The organism is Candidatus Galacturonatibacter soehngenii, from assembly GCF_008830185.1.
GTDB classification, from domain to species: domain Bacteria; phylum Bacillota; class Clostridia; order Lachnospirales; family Lachnospiraceae; genus Lachnotalea; species Lachnotalea soehngenii.
In genome coordinates, this window is record NZ_WAGX01000003.1 from 35,004 (window position 1) to 57,139 (window position 22,136).

Consider the following 22,136-nt stretch of genomic DNA (forward strand, 5'->3'; position numbering starts at 1 on the left):
AATGGAAATGGAATTATGGCTTCAAAAAGCGCAGGTATTAATCGAAGCACTACCTTATATACAAAGATTTAATGGAAAGACAATTGTTGTAAAATACGGTGGAAGTGCTATGGTAGATGAGGAATTACAAAAGAATGTAATCAAAGATGTGGCACTACTAAAACTAGTTGGTTTTAAGCCTATTATTGTTCATGGCGGTGGAAAAGAAATTAGTCGCTGGATAAAGAAGGTTGGAATGGAACCAAATTTTATCAATGGACTTCGAGTAACCGATGAACCTACGATGGAAATCGCTGAAATGGTGTTAAATAAAGTCAATAAGAGTCTGGTTCAAATGATGGAAAGTCTTGGAGTGAAAGCAGTTGGTATGAGTGGAAAGGATGGATCTACCATCATTGTAGATAAAAAATTATCTGGTGGCAAAGATATTGGTTTTGTAGGGGAAGTAAAGGAAGTAAAAGCAGACCTTATTAATACCTTATTAGAAAATGATTTTATTCCAGTTATTTGCCCAATTGGAATTGATGAAAATTATCAGACTTACAACATCAATGCGGATGATGCGGCTTGCGCCATCGCAAAAAGTGTAAAAGCAGAAAAGCTTGCCTTTTTAACAGACATTGAAGGTGTTTATAGAGATCCACTAAAGGCTGAAACATTAATTTCTGAGTTAACCATACCAGAAGCGAAGGAATTCTTAAAGAGTGGAAACGTGGGAGGCGGTATGCTTCCAAAACTTCAAAATTGTATTGATGCCATTGAAAGTGGTGTATCCAGAGTACATATTTTGGATGGTCGAATTGAACATTGTCTATTGCTTGAGTTCTTTACCAATAAGGGAATTGGTACAGCAATCTTAAGTGAATCAGAAAGTAGGTATTATCATGAGCACGAATAATTATATGGAACAGGCAGAAGCAAACCTGTTGCATACTTATAACCGTTATCAAATCGTATTAGAAAAGGGAGAAGATGTGTACCTGTTTGATACTAACGGCAATAAGTATCTAGACTTTGCAGCAGGGATTGCGGTTAACTCACTTGGATACAGCAATCAGGAATACAAAGACGCATTAAAAGAACAGATTGATCGATTAATGCATGTATCAAATTTGTATTACAATCAACCATTGGCAGAAGCAGGGGAAAAGTTAATCAAAGCTTCAGGACTTGATAAAGTGTTTTTTACAAACAGTGGAACAGAGGCAATTGAAGGTGCAATTAAGGCAGCTAGAAAGTATGCTTATGATAAAGATAAAAAGACGGATCATGAAATAATTGCTATGAACCATTCGTTTCATGGAAGAAGTTTGGGTGCTTTATCAGTAACGGGTAATCCCCATTATCAAGAAGCTTTCAAACCACTAATTGGAGGAATCTCGTTTGCTGATTTTAATGATTTGGAAAGTGTGAAAGCATTAATAAATGATAAGACTTGCGCTATCATTTTAGAGCCAATTCAAGGAGAAGGCGGCATTTATCCAGCAACACAAGAATTCTTAGAAGGCGTAAGAAAATTATGTGATGATAACGATATCCTACTGATTTTTGATGAGATTCAGTGTGGTATGGGTAGAACGGGAACTATGTTTGCATGGCAAGGATACGGTGTAAAACCTGACATAATGACTTGTGCTAAGGCACTAGGTTGTGGTGTACCAGTTGGAGCCTTTGTTATGAATAACAAATCAGCTTCCCTAGTACCAGGAGATCATGGAACCACATATGGTGGGAATCCATTGGTTTGCACTGCTGTAAGTAAAGTTTTTGACATTTATGACAAAGAAGGAATTCTAGACCATGTAAAAGAAGTAAGTGAATATCTCGTTCAAAAGCTAGATATGCTGGTAGAAAAGTATGAGTGTATAACACAAAGACGTGGTGCAGGTTTAATGCAAGGATTAATCCTTAATAAAGCGGCGAATCCTGTAATATTAAAGGCATTAGAAAATGGATTGATTCTTATCACGGCAGGCGAGAATGTAATTCGTATCGTTCCACCATTGGTTATTACAAAAAAACATGTGGATGAAATGATTGGAAAATTAGAAAAAAGTTTAGTATAATAGTCATATAAGAAAAAGTAAAGTAAGAGTCTCTCATGATAAATGAGAGGCTTTTATTGAATCTTTCAAGATATTAAAACAGCAAGATATTGAAAATATAGTTGAAAAAATAGTGGAAATAAGTATATACTTATTTATACTTGTATTACTATAGGAGATAAAAATGAAATATATTAAAAAAAGATTAATAAGTATAGGTATGTGTGCTTGTCTGCTATCAACGCTTACTGGATGTGGCACTTATTTTGGAAATGAAGCAGTTGAAACTACAACTTTATCGAAAGAACCAAAAGAATTGGTACTTTGGTACACCAATGAAGAACTAAGTGAATATATTGAAAAAACTGTATCAGAATACGAAGCAACAAATCATGTTTCAATAACAACAAAGTTGGTTTCAGGTATTGATTATATCGAAAATATGAATCAGGCAGTTTTATCGGAAGATCAAGCACCTGATTTATTTATAGCTGAAAATAGCAATCTAGAAAAAATATATCTTGCGGGACTTTCAACGGATATTACAGATGAAGTTTTGAATGAGAACAATTACTATAAAACAGCTTTAAACGCCTTTACGTTCAAAGATAAAATACTTGCTTATCCAATGTATTTTGAAACAAGTTACTTGTTATATAATCAAGATTATGTACAACAGCCTCCAGAATCGATAGAAGATATTCTTTTATTTGCAGATGAGTTTGACGCTCCAGAAGGCGTAGAATCCATTCTTAACTGGGATGTAACAGATATACTATGTAATTATTTTTTTATTGGAAAATATTTAAATAATGATGAAATTAATAATGAAAATTATATTGTTGATAAAGAAAAATTAACAGAAGCATTCGCATATTATCAAAATTTAAATCAATATTTTGCGATTGATTCAAGTAGCATAGATTATGAAATGGCATTCCAGAATTTTATAGATGGAAAAAGCGTATTTACTATTGCAAAAACGGACAAACTACCAGAAATAGAAATGATAGAAGGTGATGTAAATGAAGAAGTTCAAGCAGACTCGGATGCAAAAGATAATGGGAATAGTAACACAATTAAAAACGGATCTAATGAAGCAGAAGAAAATGCGGATGAAAAGGCGCAAAATGAGGAGAATGTTAACAAAAGTGTTAAAGAGACTTCCAAGAACGATGAGACAGACAATGAAGGTTCTTCAAAAGAATCAGTCAAAACTGCGAAAAGCTCTTACGGCTTAGAGGAAAGTTATTATGCAGGTATTGAAAAGGTTTTAAGAAAAATACCAAAAGAAGAGACAAAAATAGAACAGCCAGAGCAAATTGAAGAGGAAAATGAGCTCGAACAAGATGAATCAGAGCAGAATTTACCAGTTAAAAGTGAGAATGACAAATTTAAAATTGCAGTACTTCCAAATTTAACAAATAATTTAGAAAGTGCTGGAATTTCGATTAATTATGGTGTGGCTGTAAGCGGATACACTAAGGAAATGGAAGAATCAAAGGCTTTTGCAAAATTTTTAGCGTATGAAAATGCCCAAAATTTATATAAAGAAGCAGGTAAACTTTCATCAAGGAATCATTTGATATATGAGAATGAAAATATAGAAGCAGTCTTAAGACAGTATGAAAAATCTGTGTGTGTGCCTAAAATCATGGAAAATGGAGATTATTGGTTAAAATTAGAAATCTATTTTTCGAATATATGGAATGCCACACCTGTAGAACAAATAATTGATGAAATGATTCGCTAGTTTAAAAGGATACTAAATTTACGAGTGTTAATTTAGTATCCTTACTTGTTTTCTATAAAAAGAAAATTTGCATACATTCCAATTATATGGAGATAATTTACATATACATGATATGGAGGTTATTTAATAATGATTGGAATAATTCTTGCACTAATTTCTGGCGCTCTAATGAGTATTCAGGGAGTATTTAATACAGAGGTAACGAAAAATACGAGTATTTGGGTTTCAACAGGTTGGGTGCAAATCAGTGCGTTTGTTGTCTGCATTGTTGCATGGTTTTTTACTGGTCGAGAAAGTATAGAAGGATTGTTGCAGACGCAGCCTAAGTATATGCTGCTTGGAGGGGCAATTGGTGCATTTATTACTTACACGGTGATAAAAAGTATGGGGAGTCTAGGACCAGCAAAAGCGGTTATGATCATAGTGATTTCTCAACTACTTGTAGCTTATTTGATTGAAGTGCTTGGAATATTTGGAGTAGAAAAAGTTGGATTTGATTGGAAAAAACTTTTTGGAATGATTTTAGCCATTGCAGGTGTGGTAATATTTAAATGGGAATAGTCCATATAATAGGTAAATAAAGAGTTTTGTAATAAATTTAGGAAAAAAGTAACTTGTAATAAAGGAATATTTTAGTTACAATAAAGAAGTCTGGTATAGAGGGAAATCCATAAATTATTATGGAGGAATTATGCAGAAAGACAAAGTGATTAAAATCGGTATTTTATTTATTACAATTGTTGTTTGTGGATTCTTGTATAGCTGTAGTGATGGTCAAAAAACTAAAGTTATGATTGAAGAGCAGTCTGCTGCGTCAAATGAAATAGAAAAAGTTGACGTTCCTAGCGATACACAAGCACAAACAAAAGAAGATACATTAAGTTATGTTTATATTTGTGGAGAAGTAATGTCACCTGGCGTGTATCAAGTAGAAGAGGGAGCAAGGTTGTATCAGGTAGTTGAGATGGCAGGTGGATTGCTCGAAACAGCGGCACCCAATTATCTTAATTTAGCTGAGAGCGTTACAGATGGACAAAAGATTGTAGTCCCAACTATTGATGAAGCAAATGAAATGGCAATTGTTGAAAGCGAAAGTGCAGACGGTCTTGTTAATATTAATACAGCAAATGAAGAGACTCTTACAACGCTACCAGGAATAGGAGCTTCAAAAGCAAAAAATATTATCAAATATAGAGAATCCAAGGGAGGCTTTCAAACAATTGAAGAGCTAATGGAGATTGACGGGATAAAAGAAGGAGTCTTTCAAAAGGTTAAGGATATGATTACAGTAAAATGAGGTGAATGTTATGGCGAAAAAGGTACTCGTAGTAGATGATGAGAAGTTAATTGTAAAAGGAATTCGTTTTAGCCTAGAACAAGATGGGATGGAAGTAGATTGCGCCTATGATGGGGAAGAAGCATTAAACTTTGCAAAGGAAAAGGAATATGACATTGTACTTCTTGATATCATGCTTCCAAAGCTCAATGGATTTGAAGTATGTCAGCAAATAAGAGAATTTTCAAGTATGCCTATTGTTATGCTTACTGCAAAGGGGGATGACATGGATAAAATTCTAGGATTAGAATACGGTGCAGACGATTACATAACAAAGCCATTTAATATATTGGAAGTCAAAGCAAGAATCAAGGCAATTATGCGCCGTACCAGTAAAAAGGCAGAGCAGGTAGAAAATAAGAAGATTGTTGTTGTTGGAGATTTAAAATTAGACTGCGAAGGACGAAGAGTGTATATTGCTGGGAAAGAGATTAACTTAACTGCAAAGGAATTTGATGTTTTAGAGTTATTGGTGTTTAACCCGAATAAGGTTTATAGTAGAGAAAATCTTTTAAATATTGTTTGGGGATATGAATATCCAGGCGATGTAAGAACAGTTGATGTGCACATTCGAAGACTTAGAGAAAAGATTGAATCGAATCCAAGTGAGCCAAAATATGTTCATACAAAGTGGGGCGTTGGATATTACTTTCAGGAGTAAAACAGTAGAATATAAATTATCGGGAAATGTAGCTAGAATTGCTACATTTCTTTTTTTAAGGTTAATGAATTATTTCAACAAGATTGACAATTGAAGGAAAGGAAAAGAAAGAGGATAGCTTGTTCGAATTATTTGAAGAGGTAATAAGATTTTGTTTTCAAGGACTTGGGATAAATTAGAGCATTGGTATCATTGTATGAATCAAGTACTAAAGGAGAGGGAGTAAAATATGGCAGTAAAGATCTATAAAAATAAAAAAGCAAAAGAAAAGGTTATGGATACATATCAACAATTATTAAAGCAATGGGAGGTTGAAATAAGCGAATTTGATATTCATACATTTTATGGAAGTACTCATGTCATAACAGCAGGTAGGCAAGATGCCCCGCCCTTGGTATTATTTCATGGGGTAGGGGATAATTCTGCACTTATGTGGATCTATAATGCAAAGGCCTTAGCAAAGCATTTTCGAATCTATGCAATTGATACGATAGGTGGACCAGGTAAAAGTTGTCCAAATCAAAATTACAATAAAGATTTTGATGATGGTATTTGGTTAGATGAGGTAATAGAAAAACTAGAACTTATGCAAATTTCTATAGCAGGAGTGTCAAATGGAGCTTATTTAGCCCAGTATTATGCAATACATAGACCAGAAAGGGTTCGAAAAATAGTATGTATGGCTGGTTGCGTAGCAACTGGTGGTTCCAATACACTTAAGACAATGCTAAAGATATTTTTACCCGAGGCATTATTTCCTTCACGTAACAATACAGTTAAGTTATTACGCAAATTAACTGGAACAAACGATAAAGTATTTACGGAAAATGAAATTGTATTAGAACATTATCACCAGTTGTTGAAGGGATTCAACAATATGGCAATGAGATATCACAAAATCAAAGGTTTTTCAGAGGAAGAGTTAACATTAATTCGTGAAAAAGCATTGTTTTTGATTGGAGAGGAGGATCCATTTGTAAAGCTTGGAGGAAAGAAAGAATTATTGAAATATGAGATGCAATATCAATTTTTTCCTGATACGGGACATGGTATTAACCATGAGCGTAGTGAGCAAATCAATCAGATATTAATTGAATATTTAATTGAAAGGTAAATATAGGAAATAGGTAATTGACAAAGACTAGTGTGTATACTATACTCAAAATATTGAACTGATTGAAGAGGTAAAGGAGGTAGATGTGAATTGATAATTATTATCGGTTCATTTTCTACCTCCTTTTTATTATAGTAAAAGCACAAATTTTTACTTTTAGAGGAGAAAATAATGGAGAAAAGACCAATTATTGAATTTAAATCATTTGGCTTTCAATATTTTAGTCAGGCAGAACCCACATTAGAAGATATTAATCTGACCATATATGAAGGGGAGAAGATATTAATTGTAGGACCGAGTGGAAGCGGCAAAAGTACACTAGGTAACTGTATCAATGGATTGATTCCTTTTGCTTATAAGGGAGAAATAAAAGGAAGTCTTGAAGTTGCTGGTGTAAATACACAGCAAATGAATATATTTGAATTATCCAAAAAGGTTGGAACTGTTTTACAGGATTCGGATGGTCAGTTTATAGGACTGACAGTAGGAGAAGATATTGCCTTTGCACTCGAGAATGATTGCGTGTCTTTAAATGATATGAAAGATAAAGTAGCCAAAGTATCTGCAATGGTTGACATGAATCATCTTTTAAATGCATCGCCATTTGAATTGTCAGGTGGACAAAAGCAACGAGTATCTTTAGCAGGGATTATGGTAGACGATGTGGAGATTCTACTCTTTGATGAACCTTTGGCAAATCTAGATCCTGTGACGGGGAAAAAAGCCATAGAACTAATCGATGAAATTCAAAAAGAGACAAATAAAACAGTTGTTATTATTGAACACCGCCTAGAAGATGTGCTGCATAAAAGGGTAGACCGCGTAATTGTAGTAAACGAAGGAAGAATAGTGGCGGATATGACTCCAGACGAATTGATTTCCTCTGACATCTTGACTGGATATGGAATTCGTGAACCTCTCTATGCGACGGCACTCAAATATGCTGGGGTAAAATTACAACCAGATATGAAACCAGGAATGTTAAGCTCATTACTAGTAGATAAAGTGGCCCATAACTTAGTGAACTGGAATGAAAAGCAGTTAGTAGAAGAATCGATTGATACCAGACCAGATATATTAACATGTGAGAATCTATGCTTTCAATACAATAAAAGAAGAAGGATTTTACAGAATATTAACTTTCGTATCAAAGAAGGTGAAATGGTAAGTATCGTTGGAACGAATGGAGCGGGCAAAAGTACTTTGGCAAAACTTATTTGTGGCTTCCTTAAGGAAGATGAGGGTAAAATTTATTTTCAAGGTGAGATTTTCAGTGATAAGACAATTAAAGAGCGTTCCAAGCTAATTGGCTTTGTAATGCAAAATCCTAATCAGATGATTAGTAAGTCTATGATATACGATGAGATTGCATTGGGATTAAGGATACGAGGAGTTTTGGAAAAGGAGATCGAAGAGCGTGTCGATAAAGTATTAAAAATATGTGGTTTATCACCCTTTAAAAAATGGCCTATTTCAGCGCTTAGTTACGGACAAAAGAAACGAGTTACGATTGCTAGCGTTTTGGTCTTAGATCCAAAGATTATTATATTAGACGAGCCTACAGCAGGACAAGACTTTCATCATTATACAGAAATAATGGAATTCTTAAAGGAACTTAATAAAAAAGGAGTTACCATACTCTTAATTACCCACGATATGCATTTGATGCTTGAATATACACCGCATGCTATTGTTCTTGCAAATGGAGTAAAGGTTGGGGATTCTAGTGCTGTTGATATATTAACAAACGAAGAGATAGCCAGACAAGCAAATTTAAAAATCACTTCCTTATACGAAATAGCTAAAATGGCTGGTATTTATGATGCGACCTCCTTTGTCTCAAAATTTATTCAGCATGATCGAAAGGAGCTAGCATATGAAAAGTAAATTATTTGATTATGTAGAAAGAGACAATCTAGTCTTTCATTTAAGTGGGGTTACGAAGTTGATTTGCTTTATTTGTCTCACCTTTTCAGTCATGTTTTCTTATGATATTCGAGTAATTCTTTCGGTAATGATATTATCACTTATATTTTTTAAGGTATCTGGACTTGAATGGAAACAAATAAAACTTATGGTGATATATGTAATTGTTTTTTTACTGATAAACTTTGTACTAACTTTTATATTTAGTCCACAATATGGAGTTGAGATATATGGAACAAAACATGAAATATATCGTTTCAATAGCCGTTATACAATTACGCTAGAGCAACTTTTGTATCAAATCACAAAATTAACTAAATATGCTTCTGTCGTGCCTTTGGGGTTGATTTTTTTGCTAACGACAAATCCAAGTGAGCTTGCAGCATCGATGAATCGCATTGGTTTGAATTATAAAGCTGCCTACGCACTTTCCTTAACGCTTCGTTATTTTCCAGATTTGATAAGAAATTATCAGGATATTTCTTTGGCGCAGCAAAGTAGAGGGCTTGATTTATCAAAAAAAGAAAAGCTTGGAGTGCGGATTAAAAATATCATGAATATTTGTGTACCACTTATATTTTCTACCTTAGATCGTATTGAATTAATAAGTAATGCCATGGATTTAAGAGGATTTGGTAAGCATAAAAAGCGAACTTGGTATGCTTCAAAGAGATTGAAGCGACAAGATTATATAGCTATTTTAATTGCAGTATTTGTTTTGGTTGGCTCGATTTGTATTAGTGTATTTATCAATCGTTCAAGATTTTATAATCCTTTTATTTAAAAGAGCTTGAAGAGAAAAGGAGAAAGAAAAATGAAACCTATTTTAGTTTTTCAAACAGACTTTACTTATGCAGAAGGCGCAGTAAGTTCCATGTATGGAGTCGTAAAAACAGTAGATAGAGAATTAGAGATATTTGATGGGACACATCAGTTACCTCAATACGATACATGGAGTGCAAGTTATAGACTATATCAAAGCCTACAATTTTGGCCAGAAGGAACGATTTATGTTTCTGTGGTAGACCCAGGGGTTGGAACATCTCGCCGTGCCTGTGTAGCAAAGACAATAGATGGATATTATATTGTGACGCCGGATAATGGAGCATTGACTCACGTAAAACATTTTATTGGTATTGAATCAGTGAGAGAGATTGATGAAACAAAAAATCGATTAAGAGGAAAAGGAACAGAAGGTGTTGCAATCTTTCATGGCAGAGACTTATTTGGTTATACTGCTGCAAGGCTTGCAAGTGGAATCATTGATTTTGAAGGTGTTGGACCAGAATATAGCGTTGATGAAATTGTAACGCATGAAATATTAAAACCAAATGTTACACAAGGAAAAGTACAGGGAATATTTGAAATTAACGATCCAAACTTTGGAAATTTGTGGACAAATATTCCGTTACAGGCGTTTCAAGAAGCAGGCTTTACCTATGGCGATTATGTTAATGTGACGATTTGGCATGAAGAAAAAGAGGTCTATTCCGAAAGAGTATTATTTCATCAAAGCTTTGGATTTGCAAAAAAGGGTGATGTAATGATTTATAATAATGAACTAATGAAGGTAGCAATGGCTGTAAGTCTAGGGAATTTTTGTAAGAAATACGGTCTGGACTTTGGCCCAGATTGGAAAGTTGAATTTACGAAATAACGTAAATATAAATAAAAAGAGGAGGAACTATCAATGAAGAAACTTTTTGAATTTAAGACCAAGACAATTGTTGCGACAGGCCTTGGTGCAGCATTATTTACGCTGTTATTCATGTACGTAAAAGTACCGACTGGAATCCCGGGGACGGATATTCAAACAGCGTATGGAATCGGAGGGTTCTTTGCAGCATTGTTTGGACCAATTGCAGGGGGGCTCATTGCTTTTATTGGTCATGCACTATCTGACTCCATACAGTATGGATCTGCTTGGTGGAGCTGGGTAATTGCAAGTGGCTTAACTTGTTTTTTAACTGGCCTTATATATCCAAAGCTTAAAGTTGAGGAAGGCGAGTTTAGTGTTAAGTCTGCAATATTTTTTAACGTATATCAAATTATTGCGAATGCAATATCATGGATTATCATAGCACCAATCCTTGATATTGTAATTTATGCAGAACCTGCTAACCTTGTGTTTACACAAGGGGTAGTAGCCGCAATATCTAATGCAGTTTCCGTTGGTATTATTGGAACGCTACTACTTACATTATATAGTAAGACGCGCTCGAAAAAGGGAAGTCTGACTAAGGAGTAACACCAAAGAAAAGCAAGCAAAGGAATCTACTAACAATAAATGGTTATTAGATTCTTTTTTTGCGATACTGTTTTATTTTTCTAGTTAACAGTATGATAAATTAGTTGAATTAAATGCATGAAGATGCTAATATTGTTGTAGCGATGAGATGAAAAGTGGGTGTTTATTATTAAATTACGATTTATAAAAAAAGGAAAATTTATACGAAGTCTAAAGTTTCGACTTATGCTAGTATTATCTTTTGTTGGTATTGTTCCTGGCGTTCTTCTAAAAAATGGGATAATTGATAGCTACGAAGATAGAGCTGTTTTACAACGAAGCATTGATGTATCCAATCAATGTAAAATTCTATCCAACCAAATATATACATATGGTTATTTGACAGATTCCTATTCTGAAGTAATCAATGCTGAAGTTGAACAATTAGCAGGAATGCTTGATGGAAGAATCATGGTTATTGATAATACCTTTAAAATAGTAAAAGATACTTATGTTTTAGAGCAGGGAAAGACAATTGTATCGGAAGAGGTAATTAAATGTTTTAAGGGCACCAATACATCCAAATATATGAAGAAAGATAACTATATTTCGTTAACCGTTCCAATCACAGATACGATAACAAAAGAAACCATTGGAGTTATCTTAGTAAGCATGTCAACTGACAATATAAAGGATAGCATAGTAATCCTTCAACAAAAGGCAACGGTACTTCAGCTTGGTATGGGAATCGTTATACTTACACTGGCATTTTATCTTGCAAGAATCTTAGTAAAACCTTTTGCAAGAGTAAGCAATGCGATTGAGGCGCTAAATGAAGGATACATCAATGAAAAGATTTCTGTTTCAGATTATACGGAAACGGAACTGATATCTGATGCCTTTAACAAAATGATGGGAAGAATGAAAGTGCTTGACGATTCAAGACAAGAGTTTGTTTCCAATGTATCTCATGAATTAAAGACACCACTTACATCGATGAAAGTATTAGCCGATTCCTTAATTGCTCAAGAGGATGTACCAACAGAGCTTTATAAAGAATTTATGGTTGATATTGCAGAAGAAATCGATCGAGAAAATAAAATTATTAATGACTTATTAGCGCTTGTAAAGCTTGATAAAACAGCAGCAGATTTAAACATTACAACAGTAAACATCAATGGACTTTTGGAACTAATTCTAAAGAGATTAAGGCCTATTGCGGCAAAACAAAACATTGAATTATTATTTGAAAGCTTTCGTCCTGTAACCGCAGAAATTGATGAAGTAAAGATTACACTTGCGATATCAAATCTTGTGGAAAACGCAATTAAATATAACACAGAAAATGGATGGGTTCATGTTTCATTAAATGCAGATCACAAGTATTTTTATATAAAAGTAGCGGATTCTGGTATTGGTATTCCAGAAGAATCCCTCGAACATATTTATGAGAGATTCTACCGCGTGGACAAGTCACATTCCAGAGAAATTGGCGGAACAGGACTTGGATTATCCATTACTAGAAATGCAATCTTGATGCATCGTGGTGCAATAAAAGTATACAGTAAGGAAAGTGAAGGAACCACATTTACAGTGCGTGTTCCACTTAATTATATATCCCAATAGGATTAGCGTAGGAATGGAGGAAAGTATGAAAAAGTTAATGCATGGAGTCATCTATATCGTCCTTTTCCTTACTTTGATTGGATGTGGCAATAAACAGACAGCTACTTCTAGGTACAACATGTACTACATTAACAAGGAAGAAACAAAAATCGTATCGGAAGCATATACACCAACTGCCACAACAACGGATGAACTGGTGGAAGAGTTTTTACAAAAGTTAGATGAAAATCCGCAAAATACAAATTATAAAAAAGCAAAACCTGATGAAGTTCACTTACTAAACCATTCGATTGATTCAAAACAAGTATATTTAACCTTTGATGAAAGTTATTACAATATGTCAAATATTTCTGAGATACTATTTCGAACATCCATGGTACGTATGTTAACACAGATTCCAGGAATTGAATTTGTTTCTTTTTATATTAATGACAAGCCACTTTTGGATTCAAATGAAAATGTAGTTGGGGTTATGACAGCGCAAAATTTTATTGAGAATACAGGGGATGAAATCAATTCCTATGAAAGAACGAAGTTGACACTATATTATGCCAATGCAGCAGGGAATAAATTAGTAGAGACATCGGTTGATGTAGTATATAGTACCAATATTTCGACTGAAAAGCTAATCATAGAGCAATTGATTAAAGGGCCAACCTCAGATAAAGTATTTCCTACGGTTCCGCCAGAAACTAAGCTTTTAAGTGTTTCAATAAAAGATGGTGTTTGTTATGTTAATTTTGATGAAGGCTTCTTAAGTCAAACTTATGAGTTGACAGAATCAGTCCCAGTTTTTTCCGTAGTGAACTCGTTATTAGAGCTTGGCAATATCAATAAAGTCCAGATTTTAATAAATGGTGAGACAGATGTTACGTACAGAGAAGTCATTAATTTTAACACGCTATTTGAGAGAAATCTTGATATTATAGAAAACGATTCAGTTGTAACAGAAGGAAAGGAAGATATAATCAATGAATAGACGCCCATTGTGTATTGCGGCTCTTGTTTATATCATTGTGATAGGTATGACCCTTCTTATTGATACGCTTCAAATTGCCAATATGCCACTGACGCTTAATGAGTCAGTGGCGGCAGGTTTGGTGAAAGACAAAGAGATGGTAAGCATATCCGGCAAAGTTTATAAACAAGAAAGCAAAAATGACAAATTATTACTCTATCTTAATGAAACAATTCTTTATCAAAATTCTAGCCACATTAAGGCAAATCACATCATTGTATATACCAATCAAATGACACAAATCCCAAACGGATATAAAGTTTTAGTAAAAGGAAAAGTAAAAAAGTTTCAAAAAGCATCTAACTTAGGGCAGTTTAATTCCTATTTGTATTATAAAAGTTTAAATATCGATTTTATTGTGGTGACAGAAACGATATCAATACTTGAAAACCAAGATAACTTTGTAACAAACACGCTTTATCAACTAAGAAATTCCTTAGCAAACAATTTCGATTTAATAACCAAAGAGGATACGCAGAGTGCTACCTTTAAGGCAATGTTACTTGGAGATGCATCGGAATTTACAGGAGACCTCAAAGATTTATATCAAAAGGGAGGAATACTTCACATTGTCTGTATCAGTGGAACTCATATTGGTATTGTTGGTATGTTCTTATTTGCATTACTTAGAAAATGTGGCGTTGATTTTAGGCTGTCTTGTTTGCTTTGTATTGTAGTCGTGATTCTATATGGTATTATGACTGGCTTTGGGGTTTCTGCTTATCGGGCAGTGATTATGTTTGCCATTGGTATGTTAGCAAAAGTTCTCGGAAGAACGTATGATTTGCTATCGGCGTTAGCTTTAGCCGCTATCTTAATCTTAATTGAGAATCCCTATTATATTTTAAATCTTGGCTTCTTGTTATCCTTTGGAGCAATTCTTGGAATTGGAGTCGTTTCTCCTGTCATAAGTAAGGGATTTGATGTAAAGTCAAAAATTGCAGGTGATTTTCTTACCAGTGTTAGTGTAACCTTTGTAACGTTACCAATCTTGTTATATTTCTATTATGAATTTCCCATTTATTCTATTTTATTAAATTTAATTGTGATTCCAATCTCAAGTATTGTGTTGGCTTCTGGAATACTAGGTTTATTTTGTGCAGAATTTAGTATATCCCTTGGTACTTTTATGCTTGGAATTGGTAGCTATATTTTAAAGCTATATGAATTATTATGTAAAGTCAGCTTAAAACTACCATATTCAAGTATGATTATTGGAAAGCCAAGTGTCATTCAAATTCTCATTTATTATGGAATTCTTTTTGGAGTATTATATGGTCTAAAGAAATGGAAGCAAAAATATCTAACCGTTCTCTTTCTTATCATGATTGCAGTTGTTACAATTCGTTTGCCACAAGGATTTTGGGTTACCTTTTTAGATGTGGGACAAGGAGAAGGCATTGTAATACATACAACGAATCATACGACATACATGGTAGATGGAGGAAGTAGTAATGTAAATGAAGTGGGAAAATATAGAATTCTTCCATTTTTAAAGGCGAAAGGAATAAGAAAGCTAGACTATAGTATCTTAACGCATCCAGATGGAGATCATACCTCTGGTATCATTGAACTTATCAAGTCGGGTTACCCCATTGACACCTTAGTTTTACCAGAAATCGGGATAAAAGATGAAGCCTATATGGAGTTGGAACAATTAGCAGTTGATGCTGGAATTCAATTATTGTATTTACATAAAGGAAGTATAATAAAAGACGGTCAATTACAAATGGAGTGCCTACATCCCTATAAAGAGTATCTGCCAAAATCACAAAATGACTATTCTATTGTATTAAGTTTACGATATGAAAGCCTTAATATGTTACTAACAGGTGATTTGGAAACAAAAGGAGAAAACGAAGTAATGAAATTATTAAAGGAAGATTATGATATTCTAAAAGTTGCACATCACGGATCAAAAAATTCCACATCAAGTGCATTTTTAAGAAAGCTACAAGCCGAGTATGCGATTATTTCATGTGGAGAGAACAATCGATATGGACATCCTCATGAAGAATTGCTCGAACGATTAAACGATAATGACATGCATATTATGACAACAAAAGAGGATGGCGCAATTACAATTGAGGTAAAAAATAAAACAATCAGCTACTCCTTATATGGAAAATAGTATGTAAGTTGTGGTATGATATAATATAAATAAAAATTTACAAACAGTGATTGAAATTATAGAATTAGTACTTATTAATATGGAGGGATAAGAAATGCAAAAAACCAGACAAATAGAAAACGAAAGACTTCTTATAAAAGTCAATGATCATGGAGGAGAATTAGCAGGAATTTATGATAAGTTAAATAATAGAGAACTCATTTGGGATGCGAATCCGCAGGTATGGAATCGACATGCGCCAATTTTATTTCCTTTTGTTGGCGAATTATTTCAGAAAGAATATTACTATAACGGCGTTACATATCCTATGACCGCACATGGTTTTGCAAGGGATAGTGAATTCTTATTTAAAGATATAAATGACAATCAGATAACACATATTTTAGAAAGCAATGATGAAACAAAGAAAATCTATCCATTTGACTTTAAATTAGAAGTAAGTCACAGGATAGAAGAGAATAAAGTGATTGTAGCATGGAAGGTGGTTAACAAAGGAAAGAGCGAAATGTTATTTAGCATAGGAGCTCATCCAGCTTTCAATGTACCAGCAATGGCAGGTGAGCTACAAAAAGATTATTTTTTAACCTTTGGCAATCAAAAAGAGTTAGATTATATTCGTATTGCTAAAGATGGAGGAACAGCGTTATTTGACGAAGTTCACAAGCTTAAGTTAAAGGATGGAAGCTATCAAGTAGGAGAGCATCTATTTGATGACGGAGTATTAATTTTTGAAAATCATCAGCTTTTGGAAGTGGGAATCGCATTCCCTGATAAAACACAATATGTGACCATTAAATGCGAAGATTTTCCTTATGTAGGTGTTTGGACGAAACCAAATGCACCATTTATCTGCTTAGAACCATGGTATGGACGTTGTGATAATTATGGATTTACAGGAGAATTAAAAGATAAGACTGGAGTACAAAAACTAGGTTCTAACGAAGAATTTAATGTAGAATACGAAATCATAGTCGGTTAGAAACGTTTGACAAGGGAATAGCCCGTATTTGCATACGGGCTATTACTTATGAGGGGGGAGATAGTGAGTTTGTTTTCAACTATCTGACCTTATTATAAGGGTTAAATATGTTCATTTTGTGTTTAAATTCTTAAAAAAAACGAAGTATTCCTAATATTTTATTACGTTTTTTAAAATATTTTTAATAAATCAACATAGGACACTTATAAGGTGTCATTTCATATAATTGTAACGATTTGTTACAAAGAAAGATTAGTTAGGAGAATTAAAGTGGAAAAGTGGTTTATACAAACGAAGAAGGCTGATTTCCATCAATTAGGAAAAAAATATGGCATTGATCCTGTCATTGCTAGGATTATTCGCAATAGAGATATCGTTCATGAGGATGAAATTGATATGTTTCTAAATGGAACATTAAATAATCTACATAGTCCTTGGCTTATGAAGGATATGGAAAAAGCCGTTAAAATAATTAGTGAAAAGATTGAACAAAATAAAAAAATTCGAGTCATCGGAGATTACGATATAGATGGGGTTAATGCAACTTATATATTGCTGAAAGGATTGAGCCGATGTGGTGCAATCGTTGATACCGATATTCCAGATAGAATGAAGGATGGATATGGGATTAATGAAAGTTTGATAGATTCTGCTATCGAAGCGCAAATTGATTTAATTATTACCTGTGATAATGGAATAGCAGCGATTAACCAGATTGCATATGCAAAACAAAAAGGGATTACTGTAATTATTACAGATCATCATGATATTCCTTACGAAGAAATTGAAGGGATAAGGAAGGAAATTTATCCTATGGCTGATGCTATCATTAATCCAAAACAAAGTGAATGTCACTATCCTTTTGATCGAATCTGCGGAGCAGTGGTTGCCTTGAAGCTAGTACAAGCCTTGTTTGAAGTCTATCAGATACCTGAAAAGGAATGGCATCCTCTCATTGAAAATGCAGCTATGGCAACAGTTGGTGATGTCATGGATTTGGTGAATGAAAATAGAATTATAGTAAAAGAAGGCTTAAAGAGAATCAGCAAAACAAGCAATAAAGGGCTTTCCTCTTTGCTTTCTTTAAATGGATTAGAAGGAGATATTAGTTCTTATCATATTGGCTTTGTCATTGGACCATGTATCAATGCGGGAGGAAGGCTTGATACAGCAAAAAGAGCATTGGAGCTTTTAAGCAGTGAATCAATAGAAGAAGCTGGAAGGCTTGCAGGGGATTTGAAGAGTTTAAATGATAGTCGAAAAGAGCTAACCTTAAAAGGCCTCGAAGAGGCGCTACATATCATTGAAACGACAAATTTAAAAAATGATAAAGTGTTAATTGTTTATTTACCAGATTGTCACGAAAGTCTTGCGGGTATTATAGCAGGAAGAATCAGAGAAAACTACAATAAGCCTGTAATCGTCTTCACAGATGCTCATGAATGTGCCAAGGGATCAGGTCGCTCCATAGAGGCTTACAATATGTTTGAAGAACTTTCTAAATTTAAGGATTTGTTTCTAAAATTTGGAGGCCATCCTATGGCTGCGGGACTTTCCCTACCAAAAGAAAACATTGATTTATTAAGAGAAAAGTTAAATCAAGAAACTACACTAACAAAAGAGGATTTTGTTGCTAAGATTTTAATTGATGTTCCAATGCCAATACACTATATTACCGAACAACTAGTAAAACAGTTAGAGATATTAGAGCCATTTGGAAAAGCAAATGAAAAACCCACCTTTGCTGAAAAGAATCTAAAAATAATCACAGCAAGGATATTAGGTAAAAATCAAAATGTATTAAAACTATTGATACAAAATGAAGTGGGATGCAAGATGGATGCCATGTTTTTTGGAAACATCGAACAGTTTAATTCGTTTCTGACACTAAAATATGGTGAGGCAGAGTTAAATAAAATGTATGCAGGCAAAGAAAATCAAATACGACTATCGATTACATACTATCCTTCTATTAATGAGTATAATGGAAATAAAAGTATTCAGGTGATTATAAAAAATTATAACTGAACCCCTACCGGCTTTAGCCGGTAGGTTTATTTTAGTGAAAAAGTGGTCTAAAGCTGTCTAATATTAAAGTTATTGGATTTCATTTTTTCTACCATGTCCTGATTTTTGGTTTATTCCGTCTGTTCTTTCTAGAATTGTATCATATATTAGAAAGCTAGAACATTGCACGTATGATATAAATATCATATTGTGTGGATAATAAAGTATCGAAAATCAGTTATCTCTAGTTTTATTTTATATCTAAGTTTAGCATCTCTCTTTTAGCTTTTTTTACTTAAAGTTATGAGGTTGACCAGAAGGTCAATAAAATGTGGCTATTCAGAGCACAAATTACAATGTTACTATCTTTGAAATAATATGAACGTAGGAAATATTAACTCCATATTCTTAAAGCGTCGAAGAATGCAATAATATGACAATAAGAAAAATTGACAGTAAAATAAATTATGATAAAATATTATTTATAGAAAAGTAAGTATAAATGATACATATTAGTGGAATTAAAACACAATTATGAGATTTTAATAACAATACAAAAAAAGGGGATTTATTATGTTTTATATTAATAAAAAAACTAGCCCTATTTGCTCTTTTATTTGGAAGTTTGCAATTATTTATTTCACAAAAGTTTTCTAATAAAGTAAAAGAAATTAATAGAGAACAAAAAGAAAAAGAATCTCAAAATCTTGATTTTTTAGCACATTTATATAAAAATGTGAAAATTAATAAAGCCTTTAAAATATAATAATAATAAATTTTATCAATAATAAGACTCTGCCCAAAGAAGCAATTTTGTAACCCTGTTTTCTATAAATTTTAAACTGTTATAAATGAATGAATCAAGATAAGGAGGTAACAAATGTTTGAGTACAAATTTATTCGTATTGATATTTCAAAATGGAACAACGAACCTAAAAAAGATTATCAGACCATAATAATGGAAGAAGCGAAAGCGGGGTGGGAATTGGTGCAAATTTTTGCTCCGTCTCTGGCTGCTGCAGGATTTAGTAAGTATATCGAAATAATATTGAAAAAAGAAGTATTAAATAAATAATTAGGGTGTAAAAAATGGGAAAAATCAAAAAAAATAACAATGGAGAAATAAAAAGAATTAATGGTTGCAAACCAAAATAAGATATGATAAGATTCTTAATAAATGCAAATGCAATGATAGAGACTCTAATTTGTGCAACATTAGTTGCAGTAGTCTTTTAGAGACTAGTGATAACCGACAGGAAGGAAGCGTCACCGACTGAGAGCGCTTCGAAGGGGAAACAGATATAAGGGAACACTCTGGAGCAGATTTATCGAACCAATATGGATTTATTTATATTCTAGTAGGTAAATACGTAGCACGCGTTAAGTGTATGAGTGGAGATAGAATGTTTCGTTCAATCTCAATGCGGGTGGTACCGCGGGAAACTTAATTATCCCGTCCCAGAATTTTTAAATTCTGGGACTTTTTATGTAATAGGAAATTAGTATAATAAATAATAGAAGAGAAGGAGAATGAAAATGGCAAATATCATAACAGATGAAACAATTGAATATGTAGGTATCTTGGCAAAATTAGAGCTTTCTGAGGAAGAAAAAGAACAGGCTAAAAAAGATATGGCAAACATGCTCGATTACATTGATAGACTGAATGAATTGGATACAGAAGGGGTAGAACCTTTGTCACATGTATTTCCAGTAAATAACGTTTTTCGTGAAGATATTATTACAAATGAAGATGATAGAGAGAATATATTGTTGAATGCCCCAGAACAAAAAAATGGAAGTTTTCAAGTTCCAAAAACAGTAGAATAGGAGGAGACAGATGAATTTGATGAGTTTAACTGCCGTAGAGCTTGGCAAGAAAATAAAGGATAAAGAAGTAAGTGTAGAAGATGCTGTAAAAGCAGCTTTAGCACAAATTAAATCAGTTGAAAACGATGTAAATAGCTTTGTTACAATTGATGAAGAGGGGGCTTTAAAAAGAGCAAAAGAGGTTCAAAAACAAATTGATAGTGGTGAATTAAGTGGCCCATTAGCTGGGGTACCAGTAGCCATTAAAGATAATATGTGTACAAAGGGAATGCTAACTACATGTAGCTCAAAGATTTTAGAGAATTTTAAACCAACGTATACAGCGGAAGCAGTGCTTCATTTAGAAAAGGCTGGTGCTATTATCATTGGAAAGACGAACATGGATGAATTTGCAATGGGAAGTACTACAGAAACCTCTGCGTTTGGAGCAACAAAGAATCCTTGGAATTTAGGGCATGTACCAGGCGGTTCTTCAGGAGGCTCTTGTTCTGCAGTAGCGGCAGAAGAATGTTCGTTTGCATTAGGGTCTGATACGGGTGGATCAATTAGACAACCTAGTTCTTTTTGTGGTGTAACTGGAATTAAACCAACCTATGGAACTATTTCAAGATATGGTTTAATTGCATATGGGTCTTCTTTAGATCAAATTGGACCAGTTGCAAAAGATGTAACAGACTGTGCAACTATTTTAGAAGTAATTGCATCACATGATACAAAGGATAGTACATCCATTAAGCGTGATGATTATGATTTTACTTCTGCTTTGGTAGACGATGTAAAGGGCTTAAAGATTGGTATTCCAATAGATTATTTGGGAGAAGGCTTAGATCCAGAAGTTAAGGAAGCGGTTTTAAATGCAGCAGAGGAATTAAAGAAAAAGGGTGCGATTGTAGAAGAATTTGATTTAAGTCTAGTAGAATATGCAATACCTGCTTATTATATCATTGCATCAGCTGAGGCAAGCTCTAATTTAGCTAGATTCGACGGTGTTAAATACGGATACCGTACCAATGACTTTGAGGGACTTCATAGCATGTATAAAAAATCAAGAAGTGAAGGATTTGGGGCAGAAGTAAAAAGAAGAATTATGTTAGGTTCTTTTGTATTAAGTAGTGGTTACTATGATGCATACTATATAAAAGCATTAAAAACAAAAGCACTCATTAAGAAAGCATTTGATAAGGCCTTTGAAAAATATGATGTTATTTTAGGACCAGCGGCTCCAACGACAGCTCCAAAGCTTGATGATAGTTTAAGTGATCCAATAAAAATGTATCTAGGTGACATTTATACTATCTCGGTGAATCTTGCAGGACTTCCAGGAATCAGTGTTCCTTGTGGACGTGATTCTAAGGGACTACCAATTGGTCTACAGTTAATAGGAGACTGTTTTCAGGAAAAGAAAATCATTCAGGCAGCATATGCATATGAATGCACGAGAGAGTATGATAGATGTGACTTAGCAAAGAAAGGAGACAAATAA

19 protein-coding genes are annotated in these 22,136 nt (G+C 33.7%); all 19 read left to right on the forward strand.

The window, feature by feature from the left end:
* Window position 1: 1 nt before the first annotated feature.
* The 19 genes from argB to gatA all read left to right on the forward strand — a co-directional run bounded on the left by argB (window position 2) and on the right by gatA (window position 22,136).
* The gene (argB, locus tag F7O84_RS00945; protein ID WP_151140858.1) at window positions 2–898 is read left to right on the forward strand and encodes an acetylglutamate kinase; all 897 of its coding nucleotides are present in this window, start codon (window positions 2–4) and stop codon (window positions 896–898) included.
* Window positions 885–2,066 (forward strand): aspartate aminotransferase family protein, encoded by a 1,182-nt coding sequence (locus F7O84_RS00950; protein ID WP_151141587.1) that lies wholly within the window; start codon window positions 885–887, stop codon window positions 2,064–2,066. The genes argB and F7O84_RS00950 overlap by 14 nt, the downstream gene beginning before the upstream one ends.
* Window positions 2,067–2,229: 163 nt before the next feature.
* Entirely contained in the window at window positions 2,230–3,798 is a 1,569-nt protein-coding gene (locus F7O84_RS00955; RefSeq protein ID WP_151140862.1) for a sugar ABC transporter substrate-binding protein, read from the forward strand.
* 129 nt (window positions 3,799–3,927) lie between these two features.
* A complete protein-coding gene (locus F7O84_RS00960; RefSeq protein WP_151140865.1) occupies window positions 3,928–4,359 on the forward strand; it encodes a DMT family transporter in 432 nt (143 codons plus the stop codon).
* Window positions 4,360–4,489: 130 nt separating this feature from the next.
* Complete coding sequence (locus F7O84_RS00965; protein WP_151140867.1) at window positions 4,490–5,095, forward strand: helix-hairpin-helix domain-containing protein; 606 nt, start codon at window positions 4,490–4,492, stop codon at window positions 5,093–5,095.
* A 10-nt stretch (window positions 5,096–5,105) separates the two neighbouring features.
* Window positions 5,106–5,795, forward strand: coding sequence for a response regulator transcription factor (locus F7O84_RS00970; RefSeq protein ID WP_151140871.1), 690 nt, complete (start codon window positions 5,106–5,108; stop codon window positions 5,793–5,795).
* Window positions 5,796–6,024: 229 nt separating this feature from the next.
* The gene (locus F7O84_RS00975) at window positions 6,025–6,909 is read left to right on the forward strand and encodes an alpha/beta fold hydrolase (protein WP_151140874.1); all 885 of its coding nucleotides are present in this window, start codon (window positions 6,025–6,027) and stop codon (window positions 6,907–6,909) included.
* Window positions 6,910–7,080: 171 nt separating this feature from the next.
* The gene (locus F7O84_RS00980) at window positions 7,081–8,796 is read left to right on the forward strand and encodes an ABC transporter ATP-binding protein (RefSeq protein WP_151140877.1); all 1,716 of its coding nucleotides are present in this window, start codon (window positions 7,081–7,083) and stop codon (window positions 8,794–8,796) included.
* Window positions 8,786–9,619: an energy-coupling factor transporter transmembrane component T family protein gene (locus F7O84_RS00985; RefSeq protein WP_151140880.1), complete on the forward strand. Its 834-nt coding sequence runs from the start codon at window positions 8,786–8,788 to the stop codon at window positions 9,617–9,619. The genes F7O84_RS00980 and F7O84_RS00985 overlap by 11 nt, the downstream gene beginning before the upstream one ends.
* Before the next feature lie 30 nt (window positions 9,620–9,649).
* Window positions 9,650–10,492, forward strand: coding sequence for an SAM hydrolase/SAM-dependent halogenase family protein (locus F7O84_RS00990; protein WP_151140882.1), 843 nt, complete (start codon window positions 9,650–9,652; stop codon window positions 10,490–10,492).
* 33 nt (window positions 10,493–10,525) lie between these two features.
* Window positions 10,526–11,083 carry an ECF-type riboflavin transporter substrate-binding protein gene (locus F7O84_RS00995; RefSeq protein WP_151140884.1) on the forward strand — a complete coding sequence of 186 codons (558 nt, stop codon included), beginning with the start codon at window positions 10,526–10,528 and terminating at the stop codon, window positions 11,081–11,083.
* Window positions 11,084–11,308: 225 nt separating this feature from the next.
* Complete coding sequence (locus F7O84_RS01000) at window positions 11,309–12,688, forward strand: sensor histidine kinase (RefSeq protein ID WP_151140886.1); 1,380 nt, start codon at window positions 11,309–11,311, stop codon at window positions 12,686–12,688.
* Between the two features lie 25 nt (window positions 12,689–12,713).
* Window positions 12,714–13,667, forward strand: coding sequence for a GerMN domain-containing protein (locus tag F7O84_RS01005; protein WP_192451614.1), 954 nt, complete (start codon window positions 12,714–12,716; stop codon window positions 13,665–13,667).
* A complete protein-coding gene (locus tag F7O84_RS01010) occupies window positions 13,660–15,837 on the forward strand; it encodes a DNA internalization-related competence protein ComEC/Rec2 (protein WP_151140890.1) in 2,178 nt (725 codons plus the stop codon). Before F7O84_RS01005 ends, F7O84_RS01010 begins: the two co-directional genes overlap by 8 nt.
* 94 nt (window positions 15,838–15,931) lie before the next feature.
* A complete protein-coding gene (locus F7O84_RS01015; RefSeq protein ID WP_151140892.1) occupies window positions 15,932–16,816 on the forward strand; it encodes an aldose 1-epimerase family protein in 885 nt (294 codons plus the stop codon).
* Window positions 16,817–17,086: 270 nt separating this feature from the next.
* Window positions 17,087–18,844 (forward strand): single-stranded-DNA-specific exonuclease RecJ, encoded by a 1,758-nt coding sequence (gene recJ / locus F7O84_RS01020; protein WP_151140894.1) that lies wholly within the window; start codon window positions 17,087–17,089, stop codon window positions 18,842–18,844.
* An 859-nt stretch (window positions 18,845–19,703) separates the two neighbouring features.
* Window positions 19,704–19,898, forward strand: coding sequence for a DUF4177 domain-containing protein (locus F7O84_RS01025; protein WP_151140896.1), 195 nt, complete (start codon window positions 19,704–19,706; stop codon window positions 19,896–19,898).
* Between the two features lie 461 nt (window positions 19,899–20,359).
* Entirely contained in the window at window positions 20,360–20,653 is a 294-nt protein-coding gene (gene gatC, locus F7O84_RS01030) for an Asp-tRNA(Asn)/Glu-tRNA(Gln) amidotransferase subunit GatC (RefSeq protein WP_151140898.1), read from the forward strand.
* A 10-nt stretch (window positions 20,654–20,663) separates the two neighbouring features.
* On the forward strand, window positions 20,664–22,136 hold the full coding sequence (gene gatA / locus F7O84_RS01035; RefSeq protein WP_151140900.1) for an Asp-tRNA(Asn)/Glu-tRNA(Gln) amidotransferase subunit GatA: 1,473 nt from the start codon (window positions 20,664–20,666) through the stop codon (window positions 22,134–22,136).

What these genes read in the sequence shown, in the direction of transcription:
- F7O84_RS00975 (WP_151140874.1), top strand. Translation starts at nt 6,025, where the DNA reads ATGGCAGTAAAGATCTATAAAAATAAAAAAGCAAAAGAAAAGGTTATG.
- argB (WP_151140858.1), top strand. Translation starts at nt 2, where the DNA reads ATGGAAATGGAATTATGGCTTCAAAAAGCGCAGGTATTAATCGAAGCA.
- F7O84_RS01005 (WP_192451614.1), top strand. Translation starts at nt 12,714, where the DNA reads ATGAAAAAGTTAATGCATGGAGTCATCTATATCGTCCTTTTCCTTACT.
- gatC (WP_151140898.1), top strand. Translation starts at nt 20,360, where the DNA reads ATGGCAAATATCATAACAGATGAAACAATTGAATATGTAGGTATCTTG.
- F7O84_RS00995 (WP_151140884.1), top strand. Translation starts at nt 10,526, where the DNA reads ATGAAGAAACTTTTTGAATTTAAGACCAAGACAATTGTTGCGACAGGC.
- F7O84_RS00955 (WP_151140862.1), top strand. Translation starts at nt 2,230, where the DNA reads ATGAAATATATTAAAAAAAGATTAATAAGTATAGGTATGTGTGCTTGT.
- F7O84_RS01000 (WP_151140886.1), top strand. Translation starts at nt 11,309, where the DNA reads ATGCTAGTATTATCTTTTGTTGGTATTGTTCCTGGCGTTCTTCTAAAA.
- F7O84_RS00965 (WP_151140867.1), top strand. Translation starts at nt 4,490, where the DNA reads ATGCAGAAAGACAAAGTGATTAAAATCGGTATTTTATTTATTACAATT.
- F7O84_RS01015 (WP_151140892.1), top strand. Translation starts at nt 15,932, where the DNA reads ATGCAAAAAACCAGACAAATAGAAAACGAAAGACTTCTTATAAAAGTC.
- F7O84_RS01025 (WP_151140896.1), top strand. Translation starts at nt 19,704, where the DNA reads ATGTTTGAGTACAAATTTATTCGTATTGATATTTCAAAATGGAACAAC.
- F7O84_RS00990 (WP_151140882.1), top strand. Translation starts at nt 9,650, where the DNA reads ATGAAACCTATTTTAGTTTTTCAAACAGACTTTACTTATGCAGAAGGC.
- gatA (WP_151140900.1), top strand. Translation starts at nt 20,664, where the DNA reads ATGAATTTGATGAGTTTAACTGCCGTAGAGCTTGGCAAGAAAATAAAG.
- F7O84_RS00980 (WP_151140877.1), top strand. Translation starts at nt 7,081, where the DNA reads ATGGAGAAAAGACCAATTATTGAATTTAAATCATTTGGCTTTCAATAT.
- F7O84_RS00960 (WP_151140865.1), top strand. Translation starts at nt 3,928, where the DNA reads ATGATTGGAATAATTCTTGCACTAATTTCTGGCGCTCTAATGAGTATT.
- F7O84_RS00950 (WP_151141587.1), top strand. Translation starts at nt 885, where the DNA reads ATGAGCACGAATAATTATATGGAACAGGCAGAAGCAAACCTGTTGCAT.
- F7O84_RS01010 (WP_151140890.1), top strand. Translation starts at nt 13,660, where the DNA reads ATGAATAGACGCCCATTGTGTATTGCGGCTCTTGTTTATATCATTGTG.
- F7O84_RS00985 (WP_151140880.1), top strand. Translation starts at nt 8,786, where the DNA reads ATGAAAAGTAAATTATTTGATTATGTAGAAAGAGACAATCTAGTCTTT.
- F7O84_RS00970 (WP_151140871.1), top strand. Translation starts at nt 5,106, where the DNA reads ATGGCGAAAAAGGTACTCGTAGTAGATGATGAGAAGTTAATTGTAAAA.